This window comes from Bradyrhizobium tunisiense, assembly GCF_042263385.1.
GTDB classification, from domain to species: Bacteria; Pseudomonadota; Alphaproteobacteria; order Rhizobiales; family Xanthobacteraceae; genus Bradyrhizobium; species Bradyrhizobium tunisiense.
Window position 1 is genome coordinate 133,971 of the sequence record NZ_JBHLEV010000004.1, and the last position, 24,802, is coordinate 158,772.

Consider the following 24,802-nt stretch of genomic DNA (forward strand, 5'->3'; position numbering starts at 1 on the left):
CCATAGCGGATTATCCGCGCGCTGCATCCGGCACGTTGGAATGCCTCGCGTGCAGTAACGCAAGCCGCTTCCACGTCATTCCGGGGCGCGCCTTCGCCGCGCCCCAATTGATATCATGCCAGCTTCGCGAGTCCGCCCCAATCAAAACTGATGCCGTGGCCCGGCCTGTCAGGCGCCAGCGCCTTGCCGTCCTGAAGCACCAGCGGGTGCTCGATGTACTTGTCCAGGCCGAAACCGTGCGCCTCCAGATAGGAGCGGTTCGGGCAGGCCGCGAGCAGGTGCACGGTGATGTCGTGCGCGCCGTGGCTGGTCACGGGCAGGTTGAACGCCTCGGCCAGCCGCGCGATCTTCATGAAGGCGCTGACGCCGCCGCAATTGGTGACGTCGGGCTCGGGATAGGACACCGCGCCACTGGCGATGTAGTTCTTGAACTCCCACAGCGAGCGCAAATTCTCGCCAGCCGCGATCGGCACGCCGCCCTCCTGCATGATGCGCGCATGGCCTGCGACGTCATCGGGAATGATCGGCTCCTCGAGCCAGGTGAGGTCGTAGGGACCGAAGGCCCGGGCGGCACGGATCGCCTCTTCGACAGTCCATTTCATGTTGGCGTCCGCCATCAGCGGAAAGCCGTCGCCGAGATGCTGCCGCATTGCGGAGACCTTCGCGACGTCGATTTTCAGCTCGGGCCGGCCGACCTTCATCTTGATCGCGCGAAATCCCTTGGCGAGATTGCCGTCGGTCTGCTTGAGCAGCTCATCGACGGAGAGATCGAGGTCGATGCCGCCGGCATAGCACGGCACATGCGCGTCGAAACCGCCGAGCAGGCGATACAGCGGCAAGCCCGCGCGCCGCGCCTTCAGATCCCACAGCGCGATGTCGAGCGCGGACAGCGCCAGCACCACCGGCCCGCCGCGGCCGCCATAATGCAGCCCCCACCAGACATGATGCCAAATCGCTTCAGTGTCGTCGGCCTCGCGGCCTTCGACCAGCGCGGAGATCTCGCGTCTGAGAATGTCGGCCACAGCGCCGCCGTTGCGACCCACTGTGTAGGTGTAGCCGACGCCCTCTGCGCCATCGGCATCGCGGATGCGGCAGGTGATCAGCTCGAACGCCGTCATATCCCCATGCGTGGAGTCGGAGAGCGTGACGGGGAGGGGGATCCGGTAGAGTCCGGTATCGGTCGTTGCGATGCGCGGCATGATTCCTTCCTGTTTTTTAGTTCAGGTTAAGCCGATCGTGCGGCGCGTACAATCTTCGGCAACGACGGCGGTGAGCGGATCCGGCACTTTCCTCGCCGAATCCGCGCCGCACCGCTGCGATTTGTCGTCGCGCCGATGCCGCTAGCGCCTAGATGATGAAGTCCGTCGCCTCCAGCGAGGCCGCATGAACCCCGCTCAAAGTGATGGTGTCATTGGCGGAGAGGTGAATCACCGCATTCCCCGAGCTGTCATCGCTGATGAGACTGGACACAGCCGCCCAATCCGCAAAACCGTAGTCGTGCAGGTTGATCACGTCGAGTTCCGGCGCGGTGCTGCCGACGGCGGTGTTGCCTTGATTGAAGTCGTTGATGACGTCGTTGCCGGAGCTGGCCGTGAAGACGAAGACATCGTTGTTCGGCCCGCCCCACAGCTGATCATTGCCCGCGCCGCCGTTCAGCGTGTCCGTGCCGCCGGTGATGGAGCCAGGGGTAGATGGCGCATAAGTCCGCGCATCGCCGTAGAGATGATCGGTGAACTCTCCGCCGTTGAGAGTGTCGTTGCCGCCGCGCGCGTTGCCGGACATGTTCGGGGCGTCACCAACCAACTGGGAGCCGTAGACGGCCGGGGGCTGCTCGCCACCGTTCGTGACGAAGCTCAAGGTGTCGTTTCCACCTTGCGCGTTGTCATCCAAGGATGTGAGCGAATCCCCGGCCAGGCTTCCGCCTCCGATCGCCATGTCGCTGCTGATGCCCAGGGTGAGGTTGTCACTTCCGCCAATTGCGTTGCCGGTCATGGCACCGACGGCATCCCCGCTGAGGGTAGCCGTGCTTTCGAACGCATATTCGAACACGTTCAGCGTGTCGTTGCCGCCATGCGCGTTGTCGCTCATGGATCCACCGGCATCGCCGCTGAACACGTTCTCGAAGGCCCGTCCTCCAGTCAGGGCCGTCAGCGTGTCATTGCCGCCCTGCGTGCTGCCCGACATGTCGCCTCCGGCATCTCCGTAAATGGAGATGTTGGAGCGGAAATTGCCGCCGGCGTCGGCGGAGAGCGTGTCGTTGCCGCCTGCAGCATTGCCCAACATGGTCTCGGCGTCGCCCATAATGGTGGCGCCGCTGAAGGGATAGTCCACGTTCGCCGTGAGCGTGTCGTTGCCGCCGTGGGAATTGCCCTGCATGACCGTGTCTTCGCCGATCAGCGTAACGAACACGTCCGCGTTGAGGATGGTTGCCGTCACCGTGTCGTTCCCGCCCCAGCCATCGATCGGGAAGTTGGGATCTCCGACGATGGTCGCGGTTTGGCTGAAGTCCGGAAAGGTGAGGATCAGGGTGTCGTTCGGCATCGTGCGCATGGCGCATCACTCCCATTTCATGTCAGTCGCGTGACTCCGAAAACAGCGGAGGTCTCGGCGAGACGCACTGCGGTCACGCTTGAATCTGAATCTACTTGGAGTTGATGGCGGAGGTTTGCTTCTAACTCGATTTGATTGCGGCCGAGGAACCGCGTGACAGTGCTCGCCATCGATGGCAGCACGGGACATGCGCGGACTTCACGGAAGCCGCGATCGATCCGTTAGATCAGAGCGGTGTTAAAGCGCTATGACGTGCCGTTTGCCATCTCACCGCATCGTCGCGAGCTGAACCGCCAGCGCACAGGCCCGATCGTACTCGTCGAGATTGATCCACTCGTCGATCGTGTGTGCCTCGTTCTGCCCGGCGCCGAAGGTCACGGTCGGAATGCCGTGACGAACCATCCAATTGGCATCCAGCCCGCCATTGGCGGTGCGGACGTTCGGCGTGCCGCCGACCGCGGATACGGCCTCGACCGCGCGCTTGATCACGGGTTGGCTGTCCTTCATGCGGAACGGATAATAGTCGGTCTCGGCCTTGAACTTGACCTTGCCGGACTTGCCTTGCGCGTTGGTCACCTTCTTGGCCGCCTTCTCGAAAGCGGCCTTGTAGGCTTTCGTGATCTCCTTGAAGAACTTTCCGTCATGGCTGCGGCTCTCGCCGCGCACATGCACGTAGTCGGTGACGACATTGGTGGCATCGCCCGCGGGGCGCCCTTCGCCGCCGGTCACCGGGCCGACATTGCTGGTGCCCATCCGCGCGCTCGCGCCCTTGCCCTTCACCACCTTGCCGAACCAGCCGCCGGCTTTCACTTCCGCAAGGGCGAGGGCCATGATCATGGTCGAGGAGATGCCGCGCTCCGGCGCGACGCCGGCATGCGAGGCGCGGCCGAAGATCTCGACGGTCCAGCGGTCGGCGCCGACCGCGCCGATGACGACGTTGGAGGCAGAGCCGCCGTCATAGTTAAACGCCATCGCGGGGGAGCCGAGTTCGTCGAGCTTGACGTGGCGCGCGCCATAGAGCCCGCTCTCCTCGCGCACGCAGAACAACAGCGTGATCGGCGGATGGTCGAGCTTCTGCTTTTCGAGCTCTGCGGCCAGCGTCACCAGCACGCCGCAGCCGCAGCGATTGTCGCCGCCGAGCGCGGTCCTGGCTTCGTTGACGATCTTGCGTCCGGATTTCTTCGGCTTGGCACCGGCGCAGAGCGGCACGGTGTCCATGTGGGTCATGAACATGATGCGCGGCTGGTTGTGCAGCGCGCCGCGGCCGGGCAGGTCGACGATGAGGTTGCCGGTCTCGGTCGGCACCGGAATGCGCGTGTTGGCATCGTCGAGCCGGATCGCCTTCGCCGGTACGCCGCTCTCCTTCAGCGCGGCCATGAGCTCCCGCCCGATGGCAGCCTCCTGTCCGGTGACGCCCTCGACGGCGAGGAAGCGCATGAGGCGGTCGGTGGCGGCTTTGGTATCGACAGGCATGAGCAGTCCTTACGGCGAGTGGCGCCTAAGCATCGTTCGTGAAGCACTGCGGCGCAACCCCCTGGTGCTACATGCCGGCCCTCACGACAGCGAGAAAATTCGGTTTTCTGTAAGGAAATTGATGCCGCAGTGAGCTTTCTATGAATATCACTACCCATTTGCCTGGAGTACTCAACCTATGGCAGCATACAATTTTCAACCTGCATCTTTCCGGCCGGCTATGACCACCACATCCCTTCGCAACGTCATTGGTTTTTCAGTTGTTATTGTTCATTTGGCGGCGATATTTACCATTCTGCTATTCTTTCTGGACTTACAGATGGGGCGCCGGGTGGACATCGCCCTTATCATTTCTCCGATCTTTTTTGTTTTTTCGCTTTCGATTGTTAGGAGCTTTGTTGAGGAGCGCGGAGCTCTAAGAGATGATGCCAGGTTGAATGGCTCATTTTGTGCAATGGCCATCCTTGTTACGTGGTCCTTCTTGCTGTTTATGCTGTCCGGCCTGGTTCTATTCTCGATGCGCGTCATCGGAAGCCCAGAAGAGTTGAAAACATATCTCGCCATTAGCGAGACTTCCTTTGGAGCATTCCTAGGCCTCATTATTGATACTCTATTTGGAGGATCTAAGGATGAACGCACTTAGGACGCTTTGCGCGGTACTATCTTTGGTCATCCTCGCTTCGTTCGTTTCTGTGGGCTTGGGGATAAACCCATCCCAAGCTCAAAGCCTTTGGGATCATAACGGATCTACGGTCAGACTAGACGCGGCTGGCACAACCCGGCGCTTTTACTATGTCGAACCCAGATCGGGGCTTCCTGCGAAAAGTGGGGATTTGCTTTTCGAAGGACAAAAGCAGGCAAATACCTATGTAGGGAATGCGGTGCTGTTTTCTTCTAACTGCGGTCCCATCAAATATAGTGTGAGCGGGCATGTCGCTGATGATCAACGAGCCGTGACGTTACAAGGCAAAGCTCCGCAACGAGACACATTGTGCAGAACCATTGGTTATCGCGACGACACGCTTGTTTTCAGTTATCGCTCATCCCCAGCATCCAGTACGTCGTCCGATTTGCGAGAGGTTTGGGGAGACCGTTCGAAAGGAGAGGTATGGGCCGGGATAGTATTCAATCAGCCCGGCCTTCTACTTCTGAGGGGGGTGAAGGCTAGTTCGGGGGACTGGTTTCTTTTGCGCAAGGATCCTTATGGAGGCCTCGGCGACGGGGTGGCGGGTGACGACGACATTGCGCCGCTTCTAAGAGGGACATATCGTAGAGACAGCCGTGCAATAACACTACTTGACAGCAAAGGACGCGAAATAAGACTTGAGGAAATGAAAGAGAAGGAAGGCGCGCTGATACGCTTCAGCGCGGGCGCTAACACCATCTATCGTTGGACCAGGAAGCCTCGGTTCTCACCGGCTCTTAACACTTCACGCTACGCCATGTGCTTTGAGGACACAGGCAATGAAGGCTGTTATCGGGGCAAACAGCGCTTCATTTTGTAGGCAGCTGCAGGGAAAGTGGGAGCAATATGTTTTGCAGATTAATGTCGGAAAACGACATGAACAGGTCGAGAAGTATCATGTCATATTGAGTATCGCAGACGCATGGTTTGGAAACGCACCTCGCGACGGCAGTGCTCCAATTATTGAGCGCCTTGATCGGCTGGACTACGAGAAGAAGGACTCAATCGATGCCAAGCTGATGGATGCGTGTCGAGACTACATCGCTAGCATGCTAGGCGTCCATTTCGTCTCGGCGAGAGTTGGCTACGTCGAAGTATACGACTACAGTAATGATGATCAGTGAGCTGAGGCTCTGCATGGCACCCGATCAACCAGCACTGTCGCTGCCAGCGAGACATCGAACTGCCCGTCATTCTAGCGGACGTGACGCCCTCTTGCGTAGGGAGAGCGATGTGATGCTATGGTCGCCATTAGCACGGATATCGATCCTGAAGCCTTGCCGAGTAGAGTGACTTGTTTGTGCATTCGGCATTGGAGCGGATGAGGCGATCGATGGCGGCAGCGGTGTCGAAAAGCGTGGGTGATTCCCCTAGCGGGGGCGGCGCGCCATCCTATGGGCCCTGCGAGGTGTAAGCCAAGAAGATCAGCACGCCGAGCGCCAGCATGGCAGCCATGAACAGCAGCACCGCCGGCAATCCCGCCACCGCCGCCACCGCACCGGTCACCGACTGCATCAGGGCCGCGCCGAGGAAGAAGGCGAGATTGACCGCCGCGAGCGCCTTGCCCGCGGTCTGCGCATCGACCAGCTGCCGGGACATGCCGAAGATCAGCGGCTGGGCGGAAGTCGCAAGGCCAATGAGAACGAACAGCACGAGGTCGTATTGCGGCGGCATGACCGAGAGGCCGAACAGCATGGAGACGGCGTAACCCGGCGCGCCCAGCGCCATCAGCGCCAGCAGCAGCGCCCCGACCATATGCGTGCCCGCCACCAGCGCGCGGCGATGACCCAGCCTGCGGTCGATCATGCCGATGAGCAGCGGACCTACGATCATCGCCAGCGTGAACGCGCCGAGCTGGTTGCCGGCCTCGACCCGCGACAGATCCTTGACCTGCATCAGCCACGGCCCGCCCCACAGGCCGCGCAGCACCAGCGACGTCGCCAGCGACACCAGCGCCAGCGCGATCAGGCCGCGCAGCGGCCGCGACAGGCCGAGCCTGAGCACCTCGATCATCTGCGACAGCGGCGAGGATTCGTCCTTGTGCTCGGCCGACTGGTGCGGCACCAGCACGAACACGGCGAGCGCGACGGCGACGCCGCCGATAGCGGACATCCAGAACCCGGCGCGCCAACCCCAATTGTCGACCACGAAGGCGAGCGGGCTCGACGACAGCAGCATGCCGATATTGCCGATCGAGAGGATCGCACCCGACCACAGGCCGAACCGCGCCGCCGACAATTGCTTGGCCGCCAGCGTCATCGGGCACATCAGCATGCCGGAGGTGGCAACGCCCAGCAGCACCTGCCCGACCGCAAAGCTGGCAGCTCCGGTCGCAAACCCCGACGCGATGGCGCCGATCACGGTTCCCGCGAGCAGGCTGAGCGACACCGGCCGCACGCCGAACCGATCCATCGCCGCGCCGACCGGGATCTGCGCGGCGGCAAAGGCGAAGGGGTAGACCGAGGTGAGGCTGGCGAGCGCCTGCGGCTCGATACGGAAATCCGCCGCCATCAGATCGAGGCTGACCGCCGGAATGGTGCGCAGCAAGGTCGAGAGCATGTGGCCGAACGCCAGCGCAAGCAGCGCAAAGATCAGCGCGCGGGTGCCATCGCGCGTGTCGTCATTGGTGGCGGCGGTCATGAGCGTTTCGTCCCGGCAAGGCTTTTTGCCGGGTTACACGATCGGGGAGAGGCTGCCAATGGCGAGAGTTGCAGCGTTCGCGCAGGGGCGACGGGATCTCATGTCAGGGCTTTCGGCGCGATGGCGTCGCGCAGGATCTCGCGTCCTGCTTCAGTCCGTCATCTCGTCGCTCCGTCTCAACGAGCGGGCCTACGACGAGGAGCGCAAGGGGGCGCCATGACGCCGGGATCGGATCTGGCCGCGCGGATCAGTTCGCCGCGCGGCCGTGCCGCTCCTCGTAGCCGGCCCATTCATTCCTTGAAGCTGTTCAGTCCGACGATGCGTCAGCCGGGCATGATTTCATTTCGCCCAGCAGCTTCGCCGCTTCGTCCAGCAGTTCCCGGATCGCCCTTCGCTCTGCGATCCGCTCCGGTGTGAAGGCACCGTGCTTGCGCGCATTGCGGTTTCCCCACGGTGCGCCCGATCCCGGGGCACCGCCGTGCATGCGGCAGCGCAGCCCGCCGCGCACGGCCGGCGCGCGGCAGGCGAGACCGCTGCGCGTGCCGGCGCCGCAGCGGGGGCTTGCCGACATCGCGCTCGTGTTGCTGACGCGGTCGACACTCATGCGCCGGCGCCTTGCATCGCTGCGGCCCCGTGGTGTTCGCGTTTGCCGTCGCGCGGCGCAGCCGGTCCCGCCTCGATCGAGGTGCCGGGCTCGGCAACGGTCAGGTGCGCATGCTGCGCGACATTCCCCACGATTGCGCTGCCGCCATCCTGCACCGACAAATTCTGCACGGTGATCTGATGTTCGCCGTTGCCGCGATGACGGTTCAGGGCCTCCATCTGGGCTGCAAAGGTGCGGGCCAACCGGGTCAAGGCGCGCGAAATGCCTTCTTGCTGAGGGATGCCTTCCGCAAAGGCGAGGCGGCAGGCAAAGCGCATGGTCGCGACGTGGACGGACACCATCTGTGCCGTCAGCATGGCCTCGAGGGAATCCCGTGGCGCGACGCTCTTCATCATCGAGATCATGAACGCGAGATTGGCCTCATCGGGCTGCTGAAGGACTACACTGGCTTTCATCAATTGCTTGAGGATGCCGTGCAGCGCGTCGCGATCGACGGCGCCGAGCGCCTCGGCCATCAGGCGTTCGCCGGTCTCGGCGTCGGGGTGCTGAATTGCGATTCGTTGTCCAGCGAGCTTGACCCCGGGGGTGGGCCTGCTGCCGTACTTGGGAACGGCGGTCGTGTTGTTGCGTGTCATGGCTGTTTTCAAGTCGATATGTCCTTTGGGCCCACGGCAGGTGCGAGCAGGCCCGCTGGTGCGAAGCCCACCCGCGCAGTTGCCGTGCGGCGGTTGTGTTTTCAGATGTCGATGCAGGGCTTGTGCACGATCGAAGCGAGGCCCACATGGCTGTGGAGGCAGCTCGCTTACGCGGATCGCGATGATGCCATCATGCTCCTGTTTTGCCCGACGAGTCAAATTCGATTTCGTAACATCCGAAGATTTGTCGTCCCGCCTAAGTCCTTGTTTCGACAGGGGGCGTCTACTGTGCATGGGGTTGTTTTCGCATTTTTTGTTGCGAGGCGGTGCGCACCTGCCGTGCGGCGGAATGCCGGCGTCCGAACGCGATTGCGAAATCCGGCGCGACCGCTATTCATGATCTCCGGATGCGTCGCACCAACAAGCATGCACAAGCGGCGCTGGTGAAGTCTGGGGAGAGAACCGATGCAACGAACCGCCCGCCTGCTGGCAGTCATCGCCGGATTGTGCGCCTCTGCGCTGTCGACGCAGGCCGTCGCGCAGAAATATCCGGTGCGCCCGGTCAAGGTCATGGTCGGCTTCAGCGCGGGCGGTCCGGTCGATGTCGCCGCCCGCATCGTCGGCGATCGCTTGAGCAGCAAGCTCGGGCAGCCCTTCGTGGTCGAAAACCGCGCCGGCGCCAACGGCATGATCGCCGCCGAAGGCGTTGCGCGTGCGGAGGCGGACGGCTACACGATGCTCGCCTGCAACTCCTCCACCATCACGCTCAACAAGACGTTGTTCAGGGACATCCGCTACGACCCGCAAGGCGACTTCGCGCCGCTCACCACCATCGTGTCGGCGCCGCTCGTGCTCGTAGTCAATCCGGAGAACCCCAAGACGGCTGATATCAAGACCGTGGCCGATCTCGTCGCAGTGGCGAAGGCCGCGCCCGGCGCACTGGCTTACGGCTCGGGCGGCAACGGCAACCTTGCCCACCTCGCCATGGAGTTGCTCAGCCAGAAGGCCGGAATCAAGATGATCCACGTGCCTTATCGCGGAGGTTCGGCCGCCGAGGTCGGCATCCTCGCGCAGGAGGTGCTTGCGGTGTTCGATCCGCTCTCCGCCGTGCCGCTGGTCAAGGCCGGCAAGCTGCGCGCGCTCGCGGTGTCGTCAGCCGAACGGCTGCCGGCGCTGCCCGATGTGCCGACCGTTGCGGAAGCAGGCTATCCCGGCTTCGACATCTCGTTCTGGGTCGGGTTCTTCATGCCGAAGTCGACGCCGGCGCCGATCCTCGAGACGCTGCACCGGGAGATCGTCGCAGCTGCCAGGGACCCGGCGGTCGCGGAGAAGCTCGGCTCGCAAGGCGTCGTGTCCGTGCTCAGCCCGGCCGAGTACGCCGCCAAGATCGCCAAGGAGACGAAAGAGCTCGCCGACGTCGTGACGGCCGCCAACATCAAGGCTGAGTAGGACGTGGGTCGGCGCGTGCCGGGATGAACGAGGCGAACCTCCAGCGGCCGGCGCTTGACGATGATCCCGGCACGCTTCGATGGCATCGGAGGTTCCGTGCGGAAACGGCTCACCCTTCTCTCGGGAAAAAGTGGAACAGGTCGTTCTAACGCAGGTTAGTAGCGAACGTTCATTTGATAAACGGGAGTGAAATCATGATCCGCCTGCTGGCAACCACCGCATTGGGGCTGGTGCTGGCGAACGCCGCCTTTGCGCAATCGCCCGGCACGACGACGAAGTCCGATCAGAGCCCGCCGTCCCAATCAAATTCCACGGCGCCCTCGACCAACCCGCCATCCGGAACGCAGCAAACGACGTCGCAGCCGCAGCAATCACCGGCGACAGGAAACTCGACGCAGACCACGCAGAGCCCCGCGCCGTCATCCGGGGCTGCCAATTCCGGCGCCGGCACATCCAACAATGCCGCGAACAGCACGGACACCTCGCGGCCGCAGAGCGGCACGGCAAGCTCGAATACGACCGGCAATCCGCCCGCGACCCAGCAGAGCGCCAACCCGCCGCCTGCGAACACCAACCAGGCGCAGGATCGTTCCAATCCGCCGCCGGCCAACAGCAATCAGGCCCAGCAGGCGCCTGCCGCATCAGGGACCAACCAGGCTCAGCAGGCGCCGAATGCGCCAGCCGGCAATCAGGCCCAGGGCGGGCAGTCCAACACCGGTACACAGGCGACCGCGCAGACCGACGTCAATCTCAACCGGCAGCAGGAGACCAGGATCAGCACCTCGATCTCGCGCCTGAACGTTCGGCCCGTGACCAGCGTCAATTTCTCGCTGAATGTCGGCACGGTGGTGCCGCGCGACGTACATCTCTCGATACTGCCGCCTGACGTCGTCGAGATCGTGCCGCAATATCGCGGCTACAGCTTCGCGCTGGTCAAGGATCAGATCGTCGTGGTCGATCCGGCGACCTACAAGATCGTGACGCTGCTGCCGTATTCGGGGCAGTCCACCGCGACCACGACGACGACCACGCGCGAGCGCAGCGCCAGCAAATTCTCCGATCGCGATCGTGATGCGATCCGCAAGCATGCGAAGACCCGCACCGAAGGGCGGACCGAGGCGCGCACCACCGGGAGCACCGCACGCACGGAGATTCGTGTCGGTGACCGTCTCCCCGAGAGCGTCGAGGTGGAGGAATTCCCGAGCACGGTCTATCGGGACGCGCCGGATCTGCGGGAATACCGCTACATCCACCGCGACACGCGGACCTATCTCATCGAGCCGCGTGAGCGCCGCGTGATCGAGGAGATCGATTAGCGGGGTAAATGTCGGAGCCACTCGAGCGGGTGGCTCCGAACACTAACCGGATGGCCGTTCGCGTGAGGCGAAGCGAACGGCGCGGGCCTTCGCGCTCTTGCCGGCCGCGCGTGCCGCAATCATGCTGCGTGCCTTGCCGTGAGCCGTGGCATTCTTCTGAAGCATGATTGCGAACCGCTTGCGCGCATGGTTCGTCTTTTGGCGCGCGGCAAGCTGCTCGGCCTTGCGAATGATGGTCGTGACCGAAGGGGTCAGGTTGACCGGAACCCAGGCGACGTCCTTGGCCTTCGAGAGACTGCCGAAACCTTCGCAGGGCGCTTCACGCGGCAGGTCGATCCGGATCGCAAGCGCCTCGGAGCGCTCGGTCCAGTCTTCGGCCTTGGTGCCGGTGATGATGCGGACATAGTCGCGCGTCTCGCGTGGCAGCTGGCTCTCTCTGGCAAGCCACTTCTGGATGCGGCCCGGGCCGGCATTATAGGCGGCCGCGGCGAGGCCGAGATTGCCGAAATCGTCGCGCAGCTTGCGCAGGAATTTCGCCGATGCCGGCAGCGCCTTCATGGGATCGAAGGGATCATCGAGCCCGACCTCGGCGGCCGTCGCCGGCATGAACTGCGCGACGCCCTGCGCGCCGGCGTGGCTGACTTCGTTCGATTTGAAGCGGCTCTCCTGCCAGATCAAACGCGCGAAGAACGGCACCGGAATGCCGCTGGCCTCGGCGGCCTCGCGGAGCGCATGGCAGAATTTTTCCGTCGGTGAAATCGGCTGGTCCGCGACAGGCTCGTCCGAAGCAGGCTCGGCCGCGCGCGGCGGTTCGATTGTTTCCTCATGCGCCGCGCGCGCATTGGCGACGTCGATGGCCTGCACGCTGGCGAGGAAGAGCTCGACCACTGGAACAAGTGGTGAGGCATGATCGTTCTTGAGAACGGTAGTGTTGATAGTCGATGTTTGCCGCGACGCCGACGGATCGAGATCGCACATCAGAATCAGAAACGCGGCGCAAGCCGCGACGACAAATCGCATTTGCTGGGGCAACCTCGAACTGTGGGGTGAACGGCCAGCGATGCGCCGGCGATAGGAAGTTCTTAACCTTCCGATTGCGGCAAAGCTGCGATCTCACCGGTTCCTTCGGTGTTACTACGGTGTTCCCAAAGAGAAACTGCCCGCGATTTTGCGGGTCATTTTCGGGACGATCAAGATGCGATGGATGCTTGCCGCGGTGATGTCGCTGTCGTTCATCTGCCCTGCGCTCGCAGGCAATCTCGATGCGAAAGCGGTGAATGACGCCGCGCGTCCGGAAAAACAGCCGGCCGGCGACAAGATCACCGCGCCGGTGACGAAGCTTCAGATTCTGCTCGACCGCGCGCAATTCTCCCCCGGCCAGATCGACGGCAAGCTCGGCGAAAACGCGCAGAAGGCGCTGAAGGCGTTTGCCGAGCAGAACGGTGTCGGCTTCGACAAAACCATCGCCCCTGAACTCTGGGACAAGCTGAACGCAGCGAGCGAAGGTGCTGTCCTCATCGACTACAAGATCACCGACGCAGATGTGAAGGGACCGTTTCTCAAGAAGCTGCCGGCCAGGCTCGATGACATGAAGGCGCTGGAGGCGCTGAGCTACACCACTCCGCTCGAAGGGCTCGCGGAAAAATTCCACATGAGCGAAGAGCTGTTGAAGGCACTCAATCCGGGGAAGGCCTTCGACAAAGCCGGCGAGACGGTCGTCGTGGCCAATGTGCCGACGCGGAGAGAGATCCCGCGCATCGCACGGATCGAGATCGACAAGGCGAGCGAAACGCTCAAGGCGTTCGATGAGACCGGTCGCCTGAGCGCGTTTTATCCGGCGTCAATCGGCAGTCCGGATCGCCCGACGCCGACAGGAACGCTGAAGGTCACCTCTAGCCATGAGCAGCCGACCTATCGCTACAATCCGGAATACAGGTTCAAGAGCGTGAAATCGAGGAAGCCCTTCAACATCAAGCCGGGGCCAAACAACCCCGTGGGCGCATATTGGATCGGCCTGTCGGCGCAGGGCTACGGCATTCATGGAACCGCGGAGCCCGACAGGGTCAGCAAGTCGGCGTCCCACGGCTGCGTCCGGCTGACCAATTGGGACGCGCGCGTGCTCGGCGAGAACGTCAAGCGCGGCACACCCGTCGTCTTCCTCGATGCGCCGACGGAAGCGTCCTCGAAGCAGCAGGGCAAGGCGGCCGGCAAGCGCGCCGCCAATACGCGTTAGAGAATTCGTTCAAATCAGCCGGCAACGAAGGCGAGCAGGGTGCCGTTGGCTTTGGCCGGCGGCACGCAGATCGCGTGCCCGCTGCGCACGGCAGCCGAACCCAGCGCCTTCTCCGTCGCGGCGAGATCACCACTGACGAGCACCAGCGCCGCGCCGCCACGCTCGGCGAGGCCGGCGAGCGGTACGCCGGGATAACGCTTTCCGAGTTGCTCCAGCGTGAGATAGACGAAATCGGCGCGGTCGCCGCCGGAGGGAACGGTCACGGCGCCGTCGGTCTCGGCCTTCGGCTCGCGGTCAATCAGCCGTCCGAGATGCGCGGCTTCCTGCGCCGGCTCGGGCGTTGCGATCAGAATCTGCTTGATCCGCTTCGCCGCGTTGGCGTGCTTCATCAACTCCGGAATCCACACCGTCTCGCGCGTCTTGTGCTGGCACGCGAAAATGCGCACGCCGCCGGGCGCTTCCGCGGTCGGCCACATGAAGGTGCGGAACTTTGCCGCCGAGACCGTGCCATCAGGCAGCGTCACCGGCCGCTCGAAATCGGTCGGACCGATCGGCGTCAGGCCACGCGCGCGGATCTCCTCCGCGCCTGCGGCTGAATCGACGGCGGTGAAGGCAATGCGCTCGATGCCTTCGCCGCGCTTGTCCAGGAACGCGCGCGCCGGCGCGTTGTGCTCGGTCGCAGCGAGCACGCCGAGCAGCTCCATATAGTCGGGGTCGAACATGATGGTGTAGTTGCCGGTGCCCATATGGGCGCTGTGGGTGCCGCGCGGGGAGACGGTGAAACCGAGCCGCCGGTAGTTCTCGGCGGCCGCGTCGAGGTCCTGCACCATGACCACGGCGTGGTCGATCCCGATGACGTTGTTGAGGGCCACTGTTCTTTCCCCGAGAATGCAAACTGACTTCAGGCCGCGCCGGCGACCGCAAGGTCTTGTCTACGCCGGATAAGCGGTCAAGTCATTTTCTAATCGACGGGCGATATGGAATTTCATTCCGCGAAATGCAGCATCGACGCGCGGGGTGGCGTCAGCGCGCCTGCTCGATGTAGGCGGCAAGGATCGCGCGCTCCTCGCTGGTCATCTCGGTGATGTTGCCCGGCGGCATCGCGCTGGACCAGGCCGCGACACGCCCGATCAGGCGGATATTGCGATGGATGTGCTCGGGCGCATCAAGCAAAATGCCTTTCGGCGCGGTCACGATGCCGGCCCAGACCGGCTCGGCCGCGTGGCACATGCTGCAACGGGACATCACGATCTCCTCGACATTGGCGAGCGTCGGCTGAGACGACAGCGCGCCTGTCTTCACCTCGCGCGGGCCGGCCGCGGAGAGGAGGAGGATCGCGATCACGCCGATAGCCGCGACACCCCAGACCCACCACGGCGATTTGCGTCCGGCATGGCGCTCGTTGAAGAAATGGCGGATCACGGGGCCGAGGGCCAGGATGATCGCGACGATGATCCAGTTGAAGCGCGTGGCGTAGAGCAGGGGATAGTGGTTGCTGATCATCAACACGACGACCGGCAGGGTCAGATAGTTGTTGTGGACCGAACGCTCCTTGCTGGCCTTGCCCAGCTTTGGATCGGGTGCTTGCCCCGCGATTAGGCTGGCCACGATCTTCTTCTGGTTCGGGATGATCAGCGCGAAGACGTTGGCGACCATGATCGTGCCGATGATCGCGCCGATCTGGTTGAAGGCGCCGCGGCCGCTCAGCACATGGGTGAAGGCGTAGGTCAGCACGACCAGGAACAGATAGCCACCGACCGCAAAGGGCAGCTCGCGCTGCGCAAGTCCGCTGCGGCATGCGGCTTCATAAAGCAGCCAGGCGAGAGCGAGGCTGCAAAAGCTGAACAGGCCGGCCTGGAATGGCGTGAGGTCGAGGATCGACTTGTCGACCAGGAACAGATCGGCCTCGAGATAATAGACCACCACCATCAACGCGAATCCGGACAGCCAGGTGGTGTAGGCCTCCCATTTGAACCAGGTCAGCTCGTCCGGCATTTGGCTCGGCGCCACCAGATATTTCATGATCCGGTAGAAGCCGCCGCCATGGACCTGCCAGGCCTCGCCCTGCACGCCGTCAGGCAGCCCAGCCTTCGGCTTGAGGCTGAGATCGAGGGCTATGAAATAAAAGGAACTTCCGATCCAGGCGATTGCGGCGACCACGTGCAGCCAGCGGAGCAGCAGGCTCGCCCATTCCGATATGATGGATCCCCACATGATCTTCCCATCAGTCGCGACAGCGATGCCGCAGCTTTGATGACCGCGGCCCCTGCTCTTACAATGTGTCGCACCTATCCGCGGCGTTTTCCAGTACGATGGGTGCATCTGATGCACATCGTGCGGGCATCGGTTGACCTGGTATGCGGCAGGGCTTCGACCTGCCGCGATCGGGTCGATGTCGAGATCGCAGGCCGGGAGGACAAGGTGAAGAGCAGAATTGTATCCGCAGCAATATCCGCAGGGCTGCTGGCTGCGACTGCCGCGCAGGCCGAGCCGGTGTTGCAGGGCAAGGACGCCTATGGCGATTGGCGCGCCGACAAGCCCGGTACGGTCAGGCTGATCCGGCCCCAGGATCTGGTCAGGCCCGGTGCAACGCGGTCGGTGGCGAGCTCATCGCGCGTGGTGCCACGTCCGTCAGAGGCGGAGCTTCAGGTGCCGGCGGGATTCAAGATCGAGCTGTTCGCCGAAGGCTTGCGCGCGCCGCGCATCATTCGCGTCGCGCCGAACGGCGATGTATTCGTCGCGGAGACGCGGGCCGGCAGCGTCCGCGTCCTGCGCGCAGGCGAGGGCGGCAAGGTCGCGACCAGCGAGGTGTTTGCAGCCGGATTGAGGCAGCCATTCGGCATCGCCTTCTTTCCGAACGGCGACAATCCGCAATGGGTCTATGTCGCCAATACCGACAGCGTCGTTCGCTTTCCCTATCAGGCCGGCGATCTCAAGGCGCGCGGCAAGGCAGAGACGATCGTGGCGAGCCTGCCGCATGATGGCGGCCATTCCACCCGCGACATCGTCTTTACGCCCGACAACAAGCGCATGCTGGTGTCGGTCGGCTCGCTCAGCAACGTCGCCGAAGGCATGGGCACGCCGCCGGGGGGACTGGAGGCCTGGTCGAAAGCCCAACCGCTTGGCGCGACATGGGCGAGCGAGACCGAGCGCGCCGCCGTGCTGGCCTTCAATCCAGACGGCAAGGAGCGCAAGATCTACGCCACCGGGATCCGCAATTGCGTCGGCCTCGCGATCCAGCCGCAGACCGGCCTGCCCTGGTGCTCGAACAACGAACGCGACGGCCTCGGCGACGACCTCGTGCCCGATTACGTGACCAGGGTGAAGGAGGGCGCTTTCTACGGCTGGCCGTGGTTCTATATCGGCAACAATGAAGACCCGCGCCACGCCGGAGCGCGGCCGGACCTCAAGGACAAAGTGACGGTGCCGGACGTGCTGATCCAGCCGCATTCGGCGTCGCTCGGCATGACGTTCTATCAAGGGATGCAGTTTCCGTCCGAGTACCAGGGCGACGCCTTCGCCGCCGAGCACGGCTCGTGGAACCGGTCGAAGCGCACCGGCTACAAGGTGATCCGCATCAGGATGAAGGACGGCACGCCGACGGGCGAGTACGAGGATTTCGTCACGGGGTTCGTCGTGAGCGACACAGAAGTTTGGGGAAGGCCGGTGGGAGTGGCGGTTGCGAAGGACGGATCCCTGCTGGTGTCGGAGGACGGCAACGGCACGATCTGGCGTGTGATGAGCGTGCCGCGATGACGCTTCACGGGCATCTGTGTGTCACAAGCTCGGAGGTCGTTGGGTGAGCAAAGCGCCAGCGTGCCAACCATCTACGTGTCGCCTCGCGCCTCCAGCGATAGCCGCGTCGCGGTCGTGCGGGGGATGACGGGATCGACAGCACCGCCATTGCGGGTGCAGCGGCTTGTCGGCGGAGCTTCGGAAGAGGGCAAATATGAAGTCGTCCAGGAGTTCAGGGTCGGCAACGGCACGTCGCTGGCTCGTCGCGCCACAACAAGCCCGGTGTCGTATGAAACCACGTCGCGCCATCTGATCGTGCGCTTGTGAAAGCCTGTGAAGCTCGCTTCGCGCACGTGGACAATTGCTGTCAAATATTGTAATGCGCTCCTGAAATGGCGGGACACTGTGGCCTGCGCGCGGACTTCCACAGAAGGGCTAATCCGATGACCCAGGCAGGCGCCTACGGAGAGAAGCTCGGGAAATTCCTGCGTTTGAAGGAAGCGCCGCCCTCCCTGGTCACGCGCTCGCTGCGCAGCGCCGAGCTTGCGGTCACCGAAACGCGGAATGATCGTCCGCTGACGGGTCTGTCAGGCTCGCTCACCACGGAAGACGCGTTTCTCGTCAGCCTGAAGCTTCGCGATTACCCGGATTGCGAGCTCTGGCAGCGCGGCAAATTCCTCATGAAGGCAGACGTTCGCGCCGGCGCGACCTATCTCTACGACCTCAAGCTCGATCCGCGCTATGTGATCGACAAGCCGTTCCATTCGCTCTTCTTCTACCTTCCACGCTCGGCCCTCGATGGCGTCGCCGAGCAATGCGGTGCGAAACGTATCGATCAGCTCGACTGTCGAATTGGCGTCGGCCACGACGACGAGGTCATCCGTCACATCGGATCAGCACTGCAGCACGGGCTGCGCCGGCCGCACGAAGCCAACCAGCTTTTCATCGATCACATGATGCTCGGCCTGACCACGCATGTTGCCCAGACTTATGGCGGACTTCAGCGCAGGACGGAGCCGGCCCGCGGGGGGCTCGCGTCGTGGCAAGCCAGGCGCGCCTGCGAGGTTCTCGGGGCGGATCTCGGCGGCAAGCTCTCGTTGCAGAAGATCGCGACCGAGCTCGACCTTTCGGTCAGCCATTTTTCCCGCGCATTTCGAATCTCCGTCGGTTTGCCGCCGCACCAATGGCTGCTTCATCAGCGCGTGAAGGCCGCCCAGCAGTTGATGAGCGTTCGCGGCCTGCCTCTCTCGGAGATCGCGATCTCGGCCGGATTTGCCAACCAGAGTCACTTCACGCGGGTGTTTTCCTCAATTGTCGGCGTCAGCCCGGCGGTGTGGCGCCGACAGATGCCTCGCACCTCAGGCACAAACGCGTGAACCCCGGTGATGCGGGACGCCTGCCGCAGCATCCGCTCCGGATCGCGCAATCGATTGTCGTCATGTCAGCCGCCGAGGATCCGCCGGCAAGCGTCGACGAAGACCTCTGCACCGGTGACGATATCGGCGTCGGCGGTGTTCTCAGTCCAGTGATGACTGATGCCGCCGATCGACGGCACGAACAGCATGCCGGCGGGCATGACCGTTGCCAGCATCTGCGCATCGTGACCGGCGCCACTGGGCATGCGAACGGATCGCCCATTGGCGAGCGCCTTGCTTGCGGCTTCGATCGCATCCTGGAAGCCGGCGTTCATCATGGCGGGCGCGCCGGTGCGCAGCTTCGTCACGGCGACGGTGCAGGGACCGCTTGCACTGGCCTCGTCCGCCATGGTCCGGAGCAGCTGCTCGAGCCGGGCGATGACGGCTGGATCCTCGTCGCGAATCTGGAACAGCATTTCGGCTCCGCCCGGAATGATGCTCGGTGCGCCCGGATCGAGCGTGATGCGGCCGGTTGTCCAAACCGTGCGTGGGCCGCAGGCGGCCGGAAAACGCTCGTCGAGCGCGACGCAGAATTTTGCCAACGCCAGGCCTGCATCCCTGCGCACGGGCATCCGCGTGGTGCCCGCGTGATTCTGCTCGCCGGTGAAATTGATCTGGTATTGCCAGATGCCGACGATGGAGGTCACGACCCCGACCGCGAGCTTGCCGCTTTCGAGCGTGTCGCCCTGCTCGATATGCGCCTCGAGATATCCGACGTGGCGGCCCGGCTCGACGCTGACGCGCGGGCAGTTGGCGAGCCCCATATCGGCGAGCGCGTCGCGCATGGTGCGGCCGCTGGTGCGGTCGCGCGCGGCATCGATGTCGGCTTCCGTCACTTGCCCGACATAGGAGCGCGAGCCGAGGAAATGGCCGAAATGTCCTTCCTCGTCGCACCAGGCGGCGACTTCGACCGCGCCTTTGACGGAAGGATCGGCATTGAGCACGCGGGCAGCTTCGAGTGCGTACACGACGCCGAGCGGGCCATCGAGCCAGCCGGCATAATTCTGGCTTTCCAGGTGCGAGCCGGCCAGCAGCTTCGGCCCGGGCCTGGCGCTGGTGCCGAAGACGTTGCCGATGCCGTCGATCGAAGCGGAGAGACCCGCCGCGGGCAGTTCGCGCACCAGCCATTCGAGCGAAAGCTTGTGCGGCTCGGAGAAGGTCGGCTTGTGCACGCCGGTCTTGTAAGCGCCGATGGCACGGAGCGCACTAAGATCGGCAAGAACGCGCTGACCATTGGCGCGCGGATTTGTGTCAGGCATGTTCGGCAACCTTCAGCGCCTCGGTGCGGATCTCCTCGACCAGCCGCTCCTTGAGCTGGACGAACTCCGGCGTCGTCTTGATCTTGTAGGAGCGCGGATGCGGCAGCTCCACATTGATCTCGGCCTTGATCCGGCCGGGGCGCGCGCTCATGACGATGACGCGGCTACCGAGGAAAATGGCCTCCTCGATGTCGTGGGTCACGAACAGCACGGTCTTCTGGTCGCGCTCCCAGATCCCGAGCAGCATCTCCTGCATCAGAGCGCGGGTCTGGTTGTCGAGCGCACCGAACGGCTCGTCGAGCAGCAGGATTTTCGGATCGTTGGCGAGCGCGCGGGCGATCGCCGTGCGCTGCTGCATGCCGCCGGAGAGTTGCTTGGGCCAATGGTTCTCGAATCCGGACAGCCCGACCTGGCGGATGAAGGCGTCGGCGATCTTGTTGCGCTCGTCCTGCGCCACACCGCGCTCGCGCAGGCCGAAGGCGATATTCTCGCGCACGCTGAGCCAGGGAAACAGCGTGTAAGACTGGAAAACCATGCCGCGATCGGCGCCCGGCCCGGTGACCTCGCGCCCATCGAGCGTGACGCGACCGCCGGTCGGGCGATCGAGGCCGGCGACGATGCGGAGCAGCGTGGACTTGCCGCAGCCGGAAGGGCCGAGGATGGTGACAAAGTCGTTGTTGCCGATGGTGAGGTCGGTCGGCTCCAGCGCCTTGGTCGGCGCGTTGCCGTGGCGTGCCGGGAATGTGCGCGAGACCTGTTCGATCTTGAGGATCGTCATGCGAGCCTCCACGGAAACAGCCAGGCGTTGAACGCCTTGAACATGAAATCCGAGAGGAGACCGATCAGGCCGATCACGATGATGCCGAAGATGATCTGGCCGGTGTTGAGCAGCGCCTGACTGTCGGTGATCATGTGGCCGATGCCCGAGGACGAGCCGATCAGTTCGGCGACGATGACGTAGGTCCAGGCCCAGCCCAGCACCAGCCGCAGGATTTCCGCGATCTCGGGGGCGGAGGAGGGCAGCAGTACGCGGCGGATGATGCCGCGGTCGTTGGCCCCGAGCGTATAGGCCGCCTCGACCAGATCGCGCCGGGTGGCGCCTACCGTCACCGCGACCATCAGGATGACCTGGAATACCGAGCCGATGAAAATGACGAGCAGCTTCTGCAATTCACCGATACCGGCCCACAGGATCAGGAGCGGGATGAAGGCGGAGGCGGGCAGATAGCGCGCGAAGGAGACGAACGGTTCGAGGAAGGCTTCGACCGGCTTGTAGGCGCCCATCAGCACGCCGAGCGGGACTGCGATGATGGCCGCGAGCGCGAAGCCTCCGACGACCCGCCAGATCGTCATGCCGATGTCGTAGGCGAATCCCTGTTTGGCCAAGAGGTCATAACCCTCCTGCACCATGGTCAAGGGGTTTGCGAGAAAGGTTTTCGACACATGGCCGCCGAGCGTCGCCCACGACCAGAGGGCAACGAAAAGCACGAAGAACGCGAGGCCGTAGGCCACGCGCTGCTTCGATGTAACAGGGTCCAGGGGACGCATCAAACTGTCTATCCGGGCGCTGAACAGATTTGCCGGCCCTGCCGCGAGACGGGGCCGGCGGCTCTCGAGGGGTTTACTTGATGTAGCTCGCGTCGAAGAGGTCCTCGACCTTCGGCGCGGCCTTGATGATGCCGATTTCGAGCAGCAGGTCGGCCGCCTCCTTGTTGAACGTCAGGAAGTCGCCGGCAAAGAACTTCTGGTTCGCGGCCTTGTCCTGCCAGCGCAGATATTTCGCCGAGTTGCCGAACTGCTCGCCCGTCTGCTTCACGTCGGCGCCCATGATTTCGTAAGCCTTGGCCTGGTCCTTGGCGATCATCTCGAGCGCCTCGAAGTAGCTGTCGGCGAGCGCCTTGGCGGCCTTGGGATTGTCGGTGAGGAACTTCGGCGTGCAGCCGAAGGTGTCCATGACCATTGGATAGTCCAGCGTGGTGGCGATGATCTTGCCCTTGTCGGGCGCGGCGCGCACCGTCGAAAGATACGGCTCATAGGTCATCGCTGCATCGTTCTGGCCGGAGACGAAGGCCTGTGCAGCGGCAGCCGGCTCGAGGTTGACGACAGTGACGTCCTTCACCGAAAGGCCGTTCTTCTTCAGCATCCAGGCCAGCGCGAAATAGGGCGAGGTGCCGGGCGCGGAGGCCGCGACGGTCTTGCCCTTCAGGTCCTTGATCGCGCTGACGTCGTTGCGCACGGCCATGCCGTCGGCGCCGAAGCTCTTGTCGAGCTGGAAGATCTGCTTGGTCGCAACGCCATTGGCGTTCCAGGAGATCCAGGTCTCGACCGTGGTTGCCGCGCACTGGATATCGCCGGAGGCGATGGCGAGATGGCGGTCTTTCTGCGGGATTTTCTTGATCGTGACGTCGAGGCCGTTCTTCTTGAAGATGCCGGCCTCCTTCGCCAGCGTCAGCGGCGCAAAGCCGGTCCATCCGGAGATGCCGACGCCGACCTTGACGTCGTCGGCGAGCACGGGAGTGGAGGCCGCCAGAGCAATGATTGTCGCAAATATCGTCGAATTACGCATGATTGTCGTCCTCTTGCCGATCGATGGATTGACGTCCTGTTGGTCTCTTCATGAAGCGTTGCACGATTTGTGCCGACATAGCCACTCAGCCTCCCTTGAATCGCGCGACAAGGCGGTGAGAGTCACCGGGATAGAGCAGGCGCACGGCGGTGATCGTGCGCGCGCTGCGCCAGGTGTAACGGTCGATCACGAGACAGGGCGCGCCGACGGCGATCGCGAGTGCGCCCGCCGTGTGATCGTCCGCGACGACGGCGCTGATCGTGTGCTCGGCCTCCGTCCATGGGACGTGATGGAGCAGCCACGAGCCGGGCGGCTCGCGGGAGAAGTCCGCGGTCGCGGCATCCGGCACGGACGACAGATCGATCAGCCTGTCCTCGACGGCGAACGGCACGTTGTCGGCGCTGTGCCGGCAGGTGATCGCGACCACCTTGCCGGCCTTCTTCACGCCGAGGCGATCGCGGTCGGCGGTAGTCGCGGTGCGCAGCTTGCGATGAATCAGCTCATAGCCGTATGCGCGCCCCAGCGCGGTGATCTCGGCGCGGATGTCGGCGATCTTCAGCACCGCCGACTGATGCTGCGGCCGGCGCACGAAGGAGCCAGCACGCCGCCGCCGCTCGATCAAATCGGCTTGCGCGAGCTCCGACAGCGCCTTGTTCACCGTCATGCGCGAGCAGCCGTAACGTGCCACCAGCTCGTGCTCGAACGGGATGCGATGTCCGGGCGGCCATTCGCCGGTCAGGATACGTTTCTCGATGTCGGCACGGATGCGCTTGTAGAGCGTCGGCTTGTCGGCGGTATCGGTCGCGAGACTCATGCGACGAGCCTCCGCACTGTCGCGTTGAAGCGTTCGCGCGCGGCCTGGCGCAATCTGTGCCGGCCGCCTTCCACGACCTTGTGGCCGCCGGCCCAGACGCAATCGATCGCGCCAGTCCCTGCGGCAAAGACCCAGCCGTCGATCGCCGCGTCGCCGGCGCGCCCCGCCAGCGAAGGATGCGTCGTTTCGAGGGTGACGATGTCGGCGCGCGCGCCGGCTGCGAGGCCGACTGTCGGCTGCGCCAGCGCCTGCGCGCCGCCCGCAAGAGCGTGGTCGAACAACGTGCGTCCCGTCGAGCGGCCTGCACCGGCGGAGAGCACGTTGCGCGCGCGGTGCTTCAGCCGCTGGCCGTATTCGAGCTGGCGCAATTCGTCGGTGACGCCGACCAGCACGTTTGAATCTGTGCCGATACCGAACGCGCCGCCGGCATCGAGGAATTCGCGCGCGGGAAAGATGCCGTCGCCAAGGCTCGCCTCGGTGATGGGGCAGAGGCCGGCGACAGCGCCGGTCCCCGCGAAGGCGGCGACTTCCTCGTCCGTCGTATGAGTCGCGTGAATGAGGCACCAGCGCCGATCGACGGGCGCGTGCGCCAGCAGCCATTGCACCGGGCGACGACCCGACCAGGCCAGGCAATCCTCGACTTCCCGGACCTGCTCGGCGGCATGGATATGCACCGGCCCGCCGTCGGCCAGTGGAATGATCGCCGCAAGCTCGTCCGGCGTGACCGCACGCAGGCTGTGCGGTGCGATGCCGATATTGGCGCCCGGCAATGCGCTGATCGCCTTGCGCGATGCTGATATCAATGCCGCGAACTGATCGACCGAGCAAATGAACCGGCGCTGGCCAGCATGCGGCGCCGCGCCGCCGAACGAGCCATGCGCATAGAAACTCGGCAGCAGCGTCAGAGCAATGCCGGAGGCCTCGGCAGCTTGCGCAATCCGCGCAGCCATCTCGGCAATATCGGCATAGAGAGAGCCGTCGCGGTCGTGGTGTAGATAGTGGAATTCGCCGACACGGGTAAAACCCTGCTCCAGCATCTCGACATAAAGCAGCGTCGCGACAGAGGCGACGTCATCAGGCGTCATGGCGAGGGCGAAGCGATACATCGTCTCGCGCCAGGTCCAGAACGTGTCGGTGCTGTCACCGCGCAGCTCCGCGAGCCCGGCCATGCCGCGCTGGAAGGCGTGGCTGTGCAGGCTCGCCAGCCCCGGTAGCGCGATGGCGTGGCGCTCATCACCGGCAGCCGGCGTCACGCCCGGCGTCACCTCCGCGATCGCGCCGGCGGTGATCACCACCCGCACGTCATTGGCCCAGCCCGAGGGCAGGAGCGCGGAAGCGAAATGCAGTCGGGTCATGATTACACGCCGGCTGGACAGAACCGCCCCACGATTATATGTCTAGACATATAAGTCAAGCATCCCACGTGAA

The 24,802-nt window shown here is 63.8% G+C and carries 23 protein-coding genes; 8 read left to right on the forward strand and 15 right to left on the reverse strand.

The genetic code is table 11. The features are described 5' to 3' along the window. Positions 1–113 precede the first annotated feature (113 nt). From ACFDR6_RS19465 to ACFDR6_RS19475, 3 genes are all read right to left on the reverse strand, one after another. Positions 114–1,199, reverse strand: coding sequence for a mandelate racemase/muconate lactonizing enzyme family protein (locus tag ACFDR6_RS19465; protein WP_375859194.1), 1,086 nt, complete (start codon positions 1,197–1,199; stop codon positions 114–116). Positions 1,200–1,347: 148 nt separating this feature from the next. Beyond that, positions 1,348–2,550, reverse strand: a complete 1,203-nt coding sequence (locus ACFDR6_RS19470; protein ID WP_375859195.1) for a calcium-binding protein — start codon at positions 2,548–2,550, stop codon at positions 1,348–1,350. A gap of 267 nt (positions 2,551–2,817) precedes the next feature. Beyond that, positions 2,818–4,023 (reverse strand): M20/M25/M40 family metallo-hydrolase, encoded by a 1,206-nt coding sequence (locus ACFDR6_RS19475; protein WP_375859196.1) that lies wholly within the window; start codon positions 4,021–4,023, stop codon positions 2,818–2,820. 178 nt (positions 4,024–4,201) lie between these two features. On the opposite strand from ACFDR6_RS19475, the gene ACFDR6_RS19480 reads away from it, so the two are divergent. After that, positions 4,202–4,666: a hypothetical protein gene (locus ACFDR6_RS19480; RefSeq protein ID WP_317240617.1), complete on the forward strand. Its 465-nt coding sequence runs from the start codon at positions 4,202–4,204 to the stop codon at positions 4,664–4,666. Positions 4,667–5,487: 821 nt separating this feature from the next. Continuing rightward, a complete protein-coding gene (locus ACFDR6_RS19485; RefSeq protein WP_375859197.1) occupies positions 5,488–5,832 on the forward strand; it encodes a hypothetical protein in 345 nt (114 codons plus the stop codon). A 268-nt stretch (positions 5,833–6,100) separates the two neighbouring features. Here ACFDR6_RS19485 and ACFDR6_RS19490 read toward each other — a convergent pair whose 3' ends face one another. The 3 genes from ACFDR6_RS19490 to ACFDR6_RS19500 form a co-directional block, all read right to left on the reverse strand. Continuing rightward, positions 6,101–7,348: an MFS transporter gene (locus ACFDR6_RS19490; RefSeq protein WP_375859198.1), complete on the reverse strand. Its 1,248-nt coding sequence runs from the start codon at positions 7,346–7,348 to the stop codon at positions 6,101–6,103. 307 nt (positions 7,349–7,655) lie between these two features. After that, positions 7,656–7,952, reverse strand: coding sequence for an HGGxSTG domain-containing protein (locus ACFDR6_RS19495; RefSeq protein ID WP_317240614.1), 297 nt, complete (start codon positions 7,950–7,952; stop codon positions 7,656–7,658). Beyond that, complete coding sequence (locus ACFDR6_RS19500) at positions 7,949–8,806, reverse strand: hypothetical protein (RefSeq protein ID WP_375859199.1); 858 nt, start codon at positions 8,804–8,806, stop codon at positions 7,949–7,951. Before ACFDR6_RS19500 ends, ACFDR6_RS19495 begins: the two co-directional genes overlap by 4 nt. A 246-nt stretch (positions 8,807–9,052) precedes the next feature. On the opposite strand from ACFDR6_RS19500, the gene ACFDR6_RS19505 reads away from it, so the two are divergent. Together ACFDR6_RS19505 and ACFDR6_RS19510 are read left to right on the forward strand one after the other, a co-directional pair. Beyond that, complete coding sequence (locus ACFDR6_RS19505) at positions 9,053–10,036, forward strand: Bug family tripartite tricarboxylate transporter substrate binding protein (RefSeq protein WP_375859200.1); 984 nt, start codon at positions 9,053–9,055, stop codon at positions 10,034–10,036. A 194-nt stretch (positions 10,037–10,230) separates the two neighbouring features. After that, positions 10,231–11,352: a DUF1236 domain-containing protein gene (locus ACFDR6_RS19510; RefSeq protein WP_375859201.1), complete on the forward strand. Its 1,122-nt coding sequence runs from the start codon at positions 10,231–10,233 to the stop codon at positions 11,350–11,352. 42 nt (positions 11,353–11,394) lie between these two features. Here ACFDR6_RS19510 and ACFDR6_RS19515 read toward each other — a convergent pair whose 3' ends face one another. Beyond that, entirely contained in the window at positions 11,395–12,372 is a 978-nt protein-coding gene (locus ACFDR6_RS19515; RefSeq protein ID WP_375859202.1) for a lytic transglycosylase domain-containing protein, read from the reverse strand. A 175-nt stretch (positions 12,373–12,547) separates the two neighbouring features. Between ACFDR6_RS19515 and ACFDR6_RS19520 the strand changes: the two genes are divergently transcribed. Beyond that, complete coding sequence (locus tag ACFDR6_RS19520) at positions 12,548–13,585, forward strand: L,D-transpeptidase family protein (RefSeq protein ID WP_375859203.1); 1,038 nt, start codon at positions 12,548–12,550, stop codon at positions 13,583–13,585. A gap of 14 nt (positions 13,586–13,599) precedes the next feature. Here ACFDR6_RS19520 and ACFDR6_RS19525 read toward each other — a convergent pair whose 3' ends face one another. Next, entirely contained in the window at positions 13,600–14,457 is an 858-nt protein-coding gene (locus ACFDR6_RS19525; RefSeq protein ID WP_375859204.1) for a VOC family protein, read from the reverse strand. A gap of 151 nt (positions 14,458–14,608) precedes the next feature. Then, positions 14,609–15,799 carry a urate hydroxylase PuuD gene (locus tag ACFDR6_RS19530; protein ID WP_375859205.1) on the reverse strand — a complete coding sequence of 397 codons (1,191 nt, stop codon included), beginning with the start codon at positions 15,797–15,799 and terminating at the stop codon, positions 14,609–14,611. 207 nt (positions 15,800–16,006) lie between these two features. On the opposite strand from ACFDR6_RS19530, the gene ACFDR6_RS19535 reads away from it, so the two are divergent. From ACFDR6_RS19535 to ACFDR6_RS19545, 3 genes are all read left to right on the forward strand, one after another. Further along, positions 16,007–17,341 carry a PQQ-dependent sugar dehydrogenase gene (locus tag ACFDR6_RS19535; protein ID WP_212080960.1) on the forward strand — a complete coding sequence of 445 codons (1,335 nt, stop codon included), beginning with the start codon at positions 16,007–16,009 and terminating at the stop codon, positions 17,339–17,341. 39 nt (positions 17,342–17,380) lie between these two features. Beyond that, entirely contained in the window at positions 17,381–17,647 is a 267-nt protein-coding gene (locus tag ACFDR6_RS19540) for a hypothetical protein (RefSeq protein WP_212080961.1), read from the forward strand. A 116-nt stretch (positions 17,648–17,763) separates the two neighbouring features. Further along, on the forward strand, positions 17,764–18,696 hold the full coding sequence (locus ACFDR6_RS19545) for a helix-turn-helix domain-containing protein (RefSeq protein ID WP_375859206.1): 933 nt from the start codon (positions 17,764–17,766) through the stop codon (positions 18,694–18,696). Between the two features lie 65 nt (positions 18,697–18,761). On the opposite strand, the gene ACFDR6_RS19550 is transcribed toward ACFDR6_RS19545, so the two are convergent. The 6 genes from ACFDR6_RS19550 to ACFDR6_RS19575 all read right to left on the reverse strand — a co-directional run bounded on the left by ACFDR6_RS19550 (position 18,762) and on the right by ACFDR6_RS19575 (position 24,729). Beyond that, positions 18,762–19,994, reverse strand: coding sequence for a Zn-dependent hydrolase (locus ACFDR6_RS19550; RefSeq protein ID WP_212080963.1), 1,233 nt, complete (start codon positions 19,992–19,994; stop codon positions 18,762–18,764). Then, entirely contained in the window at positions 19,987–20,772 is a 786-nt protein-coding gene (locus ACFDR6_RS19555; RefSeq protein ID WP_212080964.1) for an ABC transporter ATP-binding protein, read from the reverse strand. Before ACFDR6_RS19555 ends, ACFDR6_RS19550 begins: the two co-directional genes overlap by 8 nt. Further along, positions 20,769–21,542, reverse strand: coding sequence for an ABC transporter permease (locus tag ACFDR6_RS19560; RefSeq protein WP_212080965.1), 774 nt, complete (start codon positions 21,540–21,542; stop codon positions 20,769–20,771). The genes ACFDR6_RS19555 and ACFDR6_RS19560 overlap by 4 nt, the downstream gene beginning before the upstream one ends. Before the next feature lie 73 nt (positions 21,543–21,615). After that, a complete protein-coding gene (locus tag ACFDR6_RS19565) occupies positions 21,616–22,560 on the reverse strand; it encodes an ABC transporter substrate-binding protein (protein WP_212080966.1) in 945 nt (314 codons plus the stop codon). Positions 22,561–22,645: 85 nt separating this feature from the next. Further along, the gene (gene hutC, locus ACFDR6_RS19570) at positions 22,646–23,374 is read right to left on the reverse strand and encodes a histidine utilization transcriptional repressor HutC (protein ID WP_375859207.1); all 729 of its coding nucleotides are present in this window, start codon (positions 23,372–23,374) and stop codon (positions 22,646–22,648) included. Then, the gene (locus tag ACFDR6_RS19575) at positions 23,371–24,729 is read right to left on the reverse strand and encodes a formimidoylglutamate deiminase (RefSeq protein WP_375859208.1); all 1,359 of its coding nucleotides are present in this window, start codon (positions 24,727–24,729) and stop codon (positions 23,371–23,373) included. Before ACFDR6_RS19575 ends, hutC begins: the two co-directional genes overlap by 4 nt. Between the last annotated feature and the right edge of the window lie 73 nt (positions 24,730–24,802).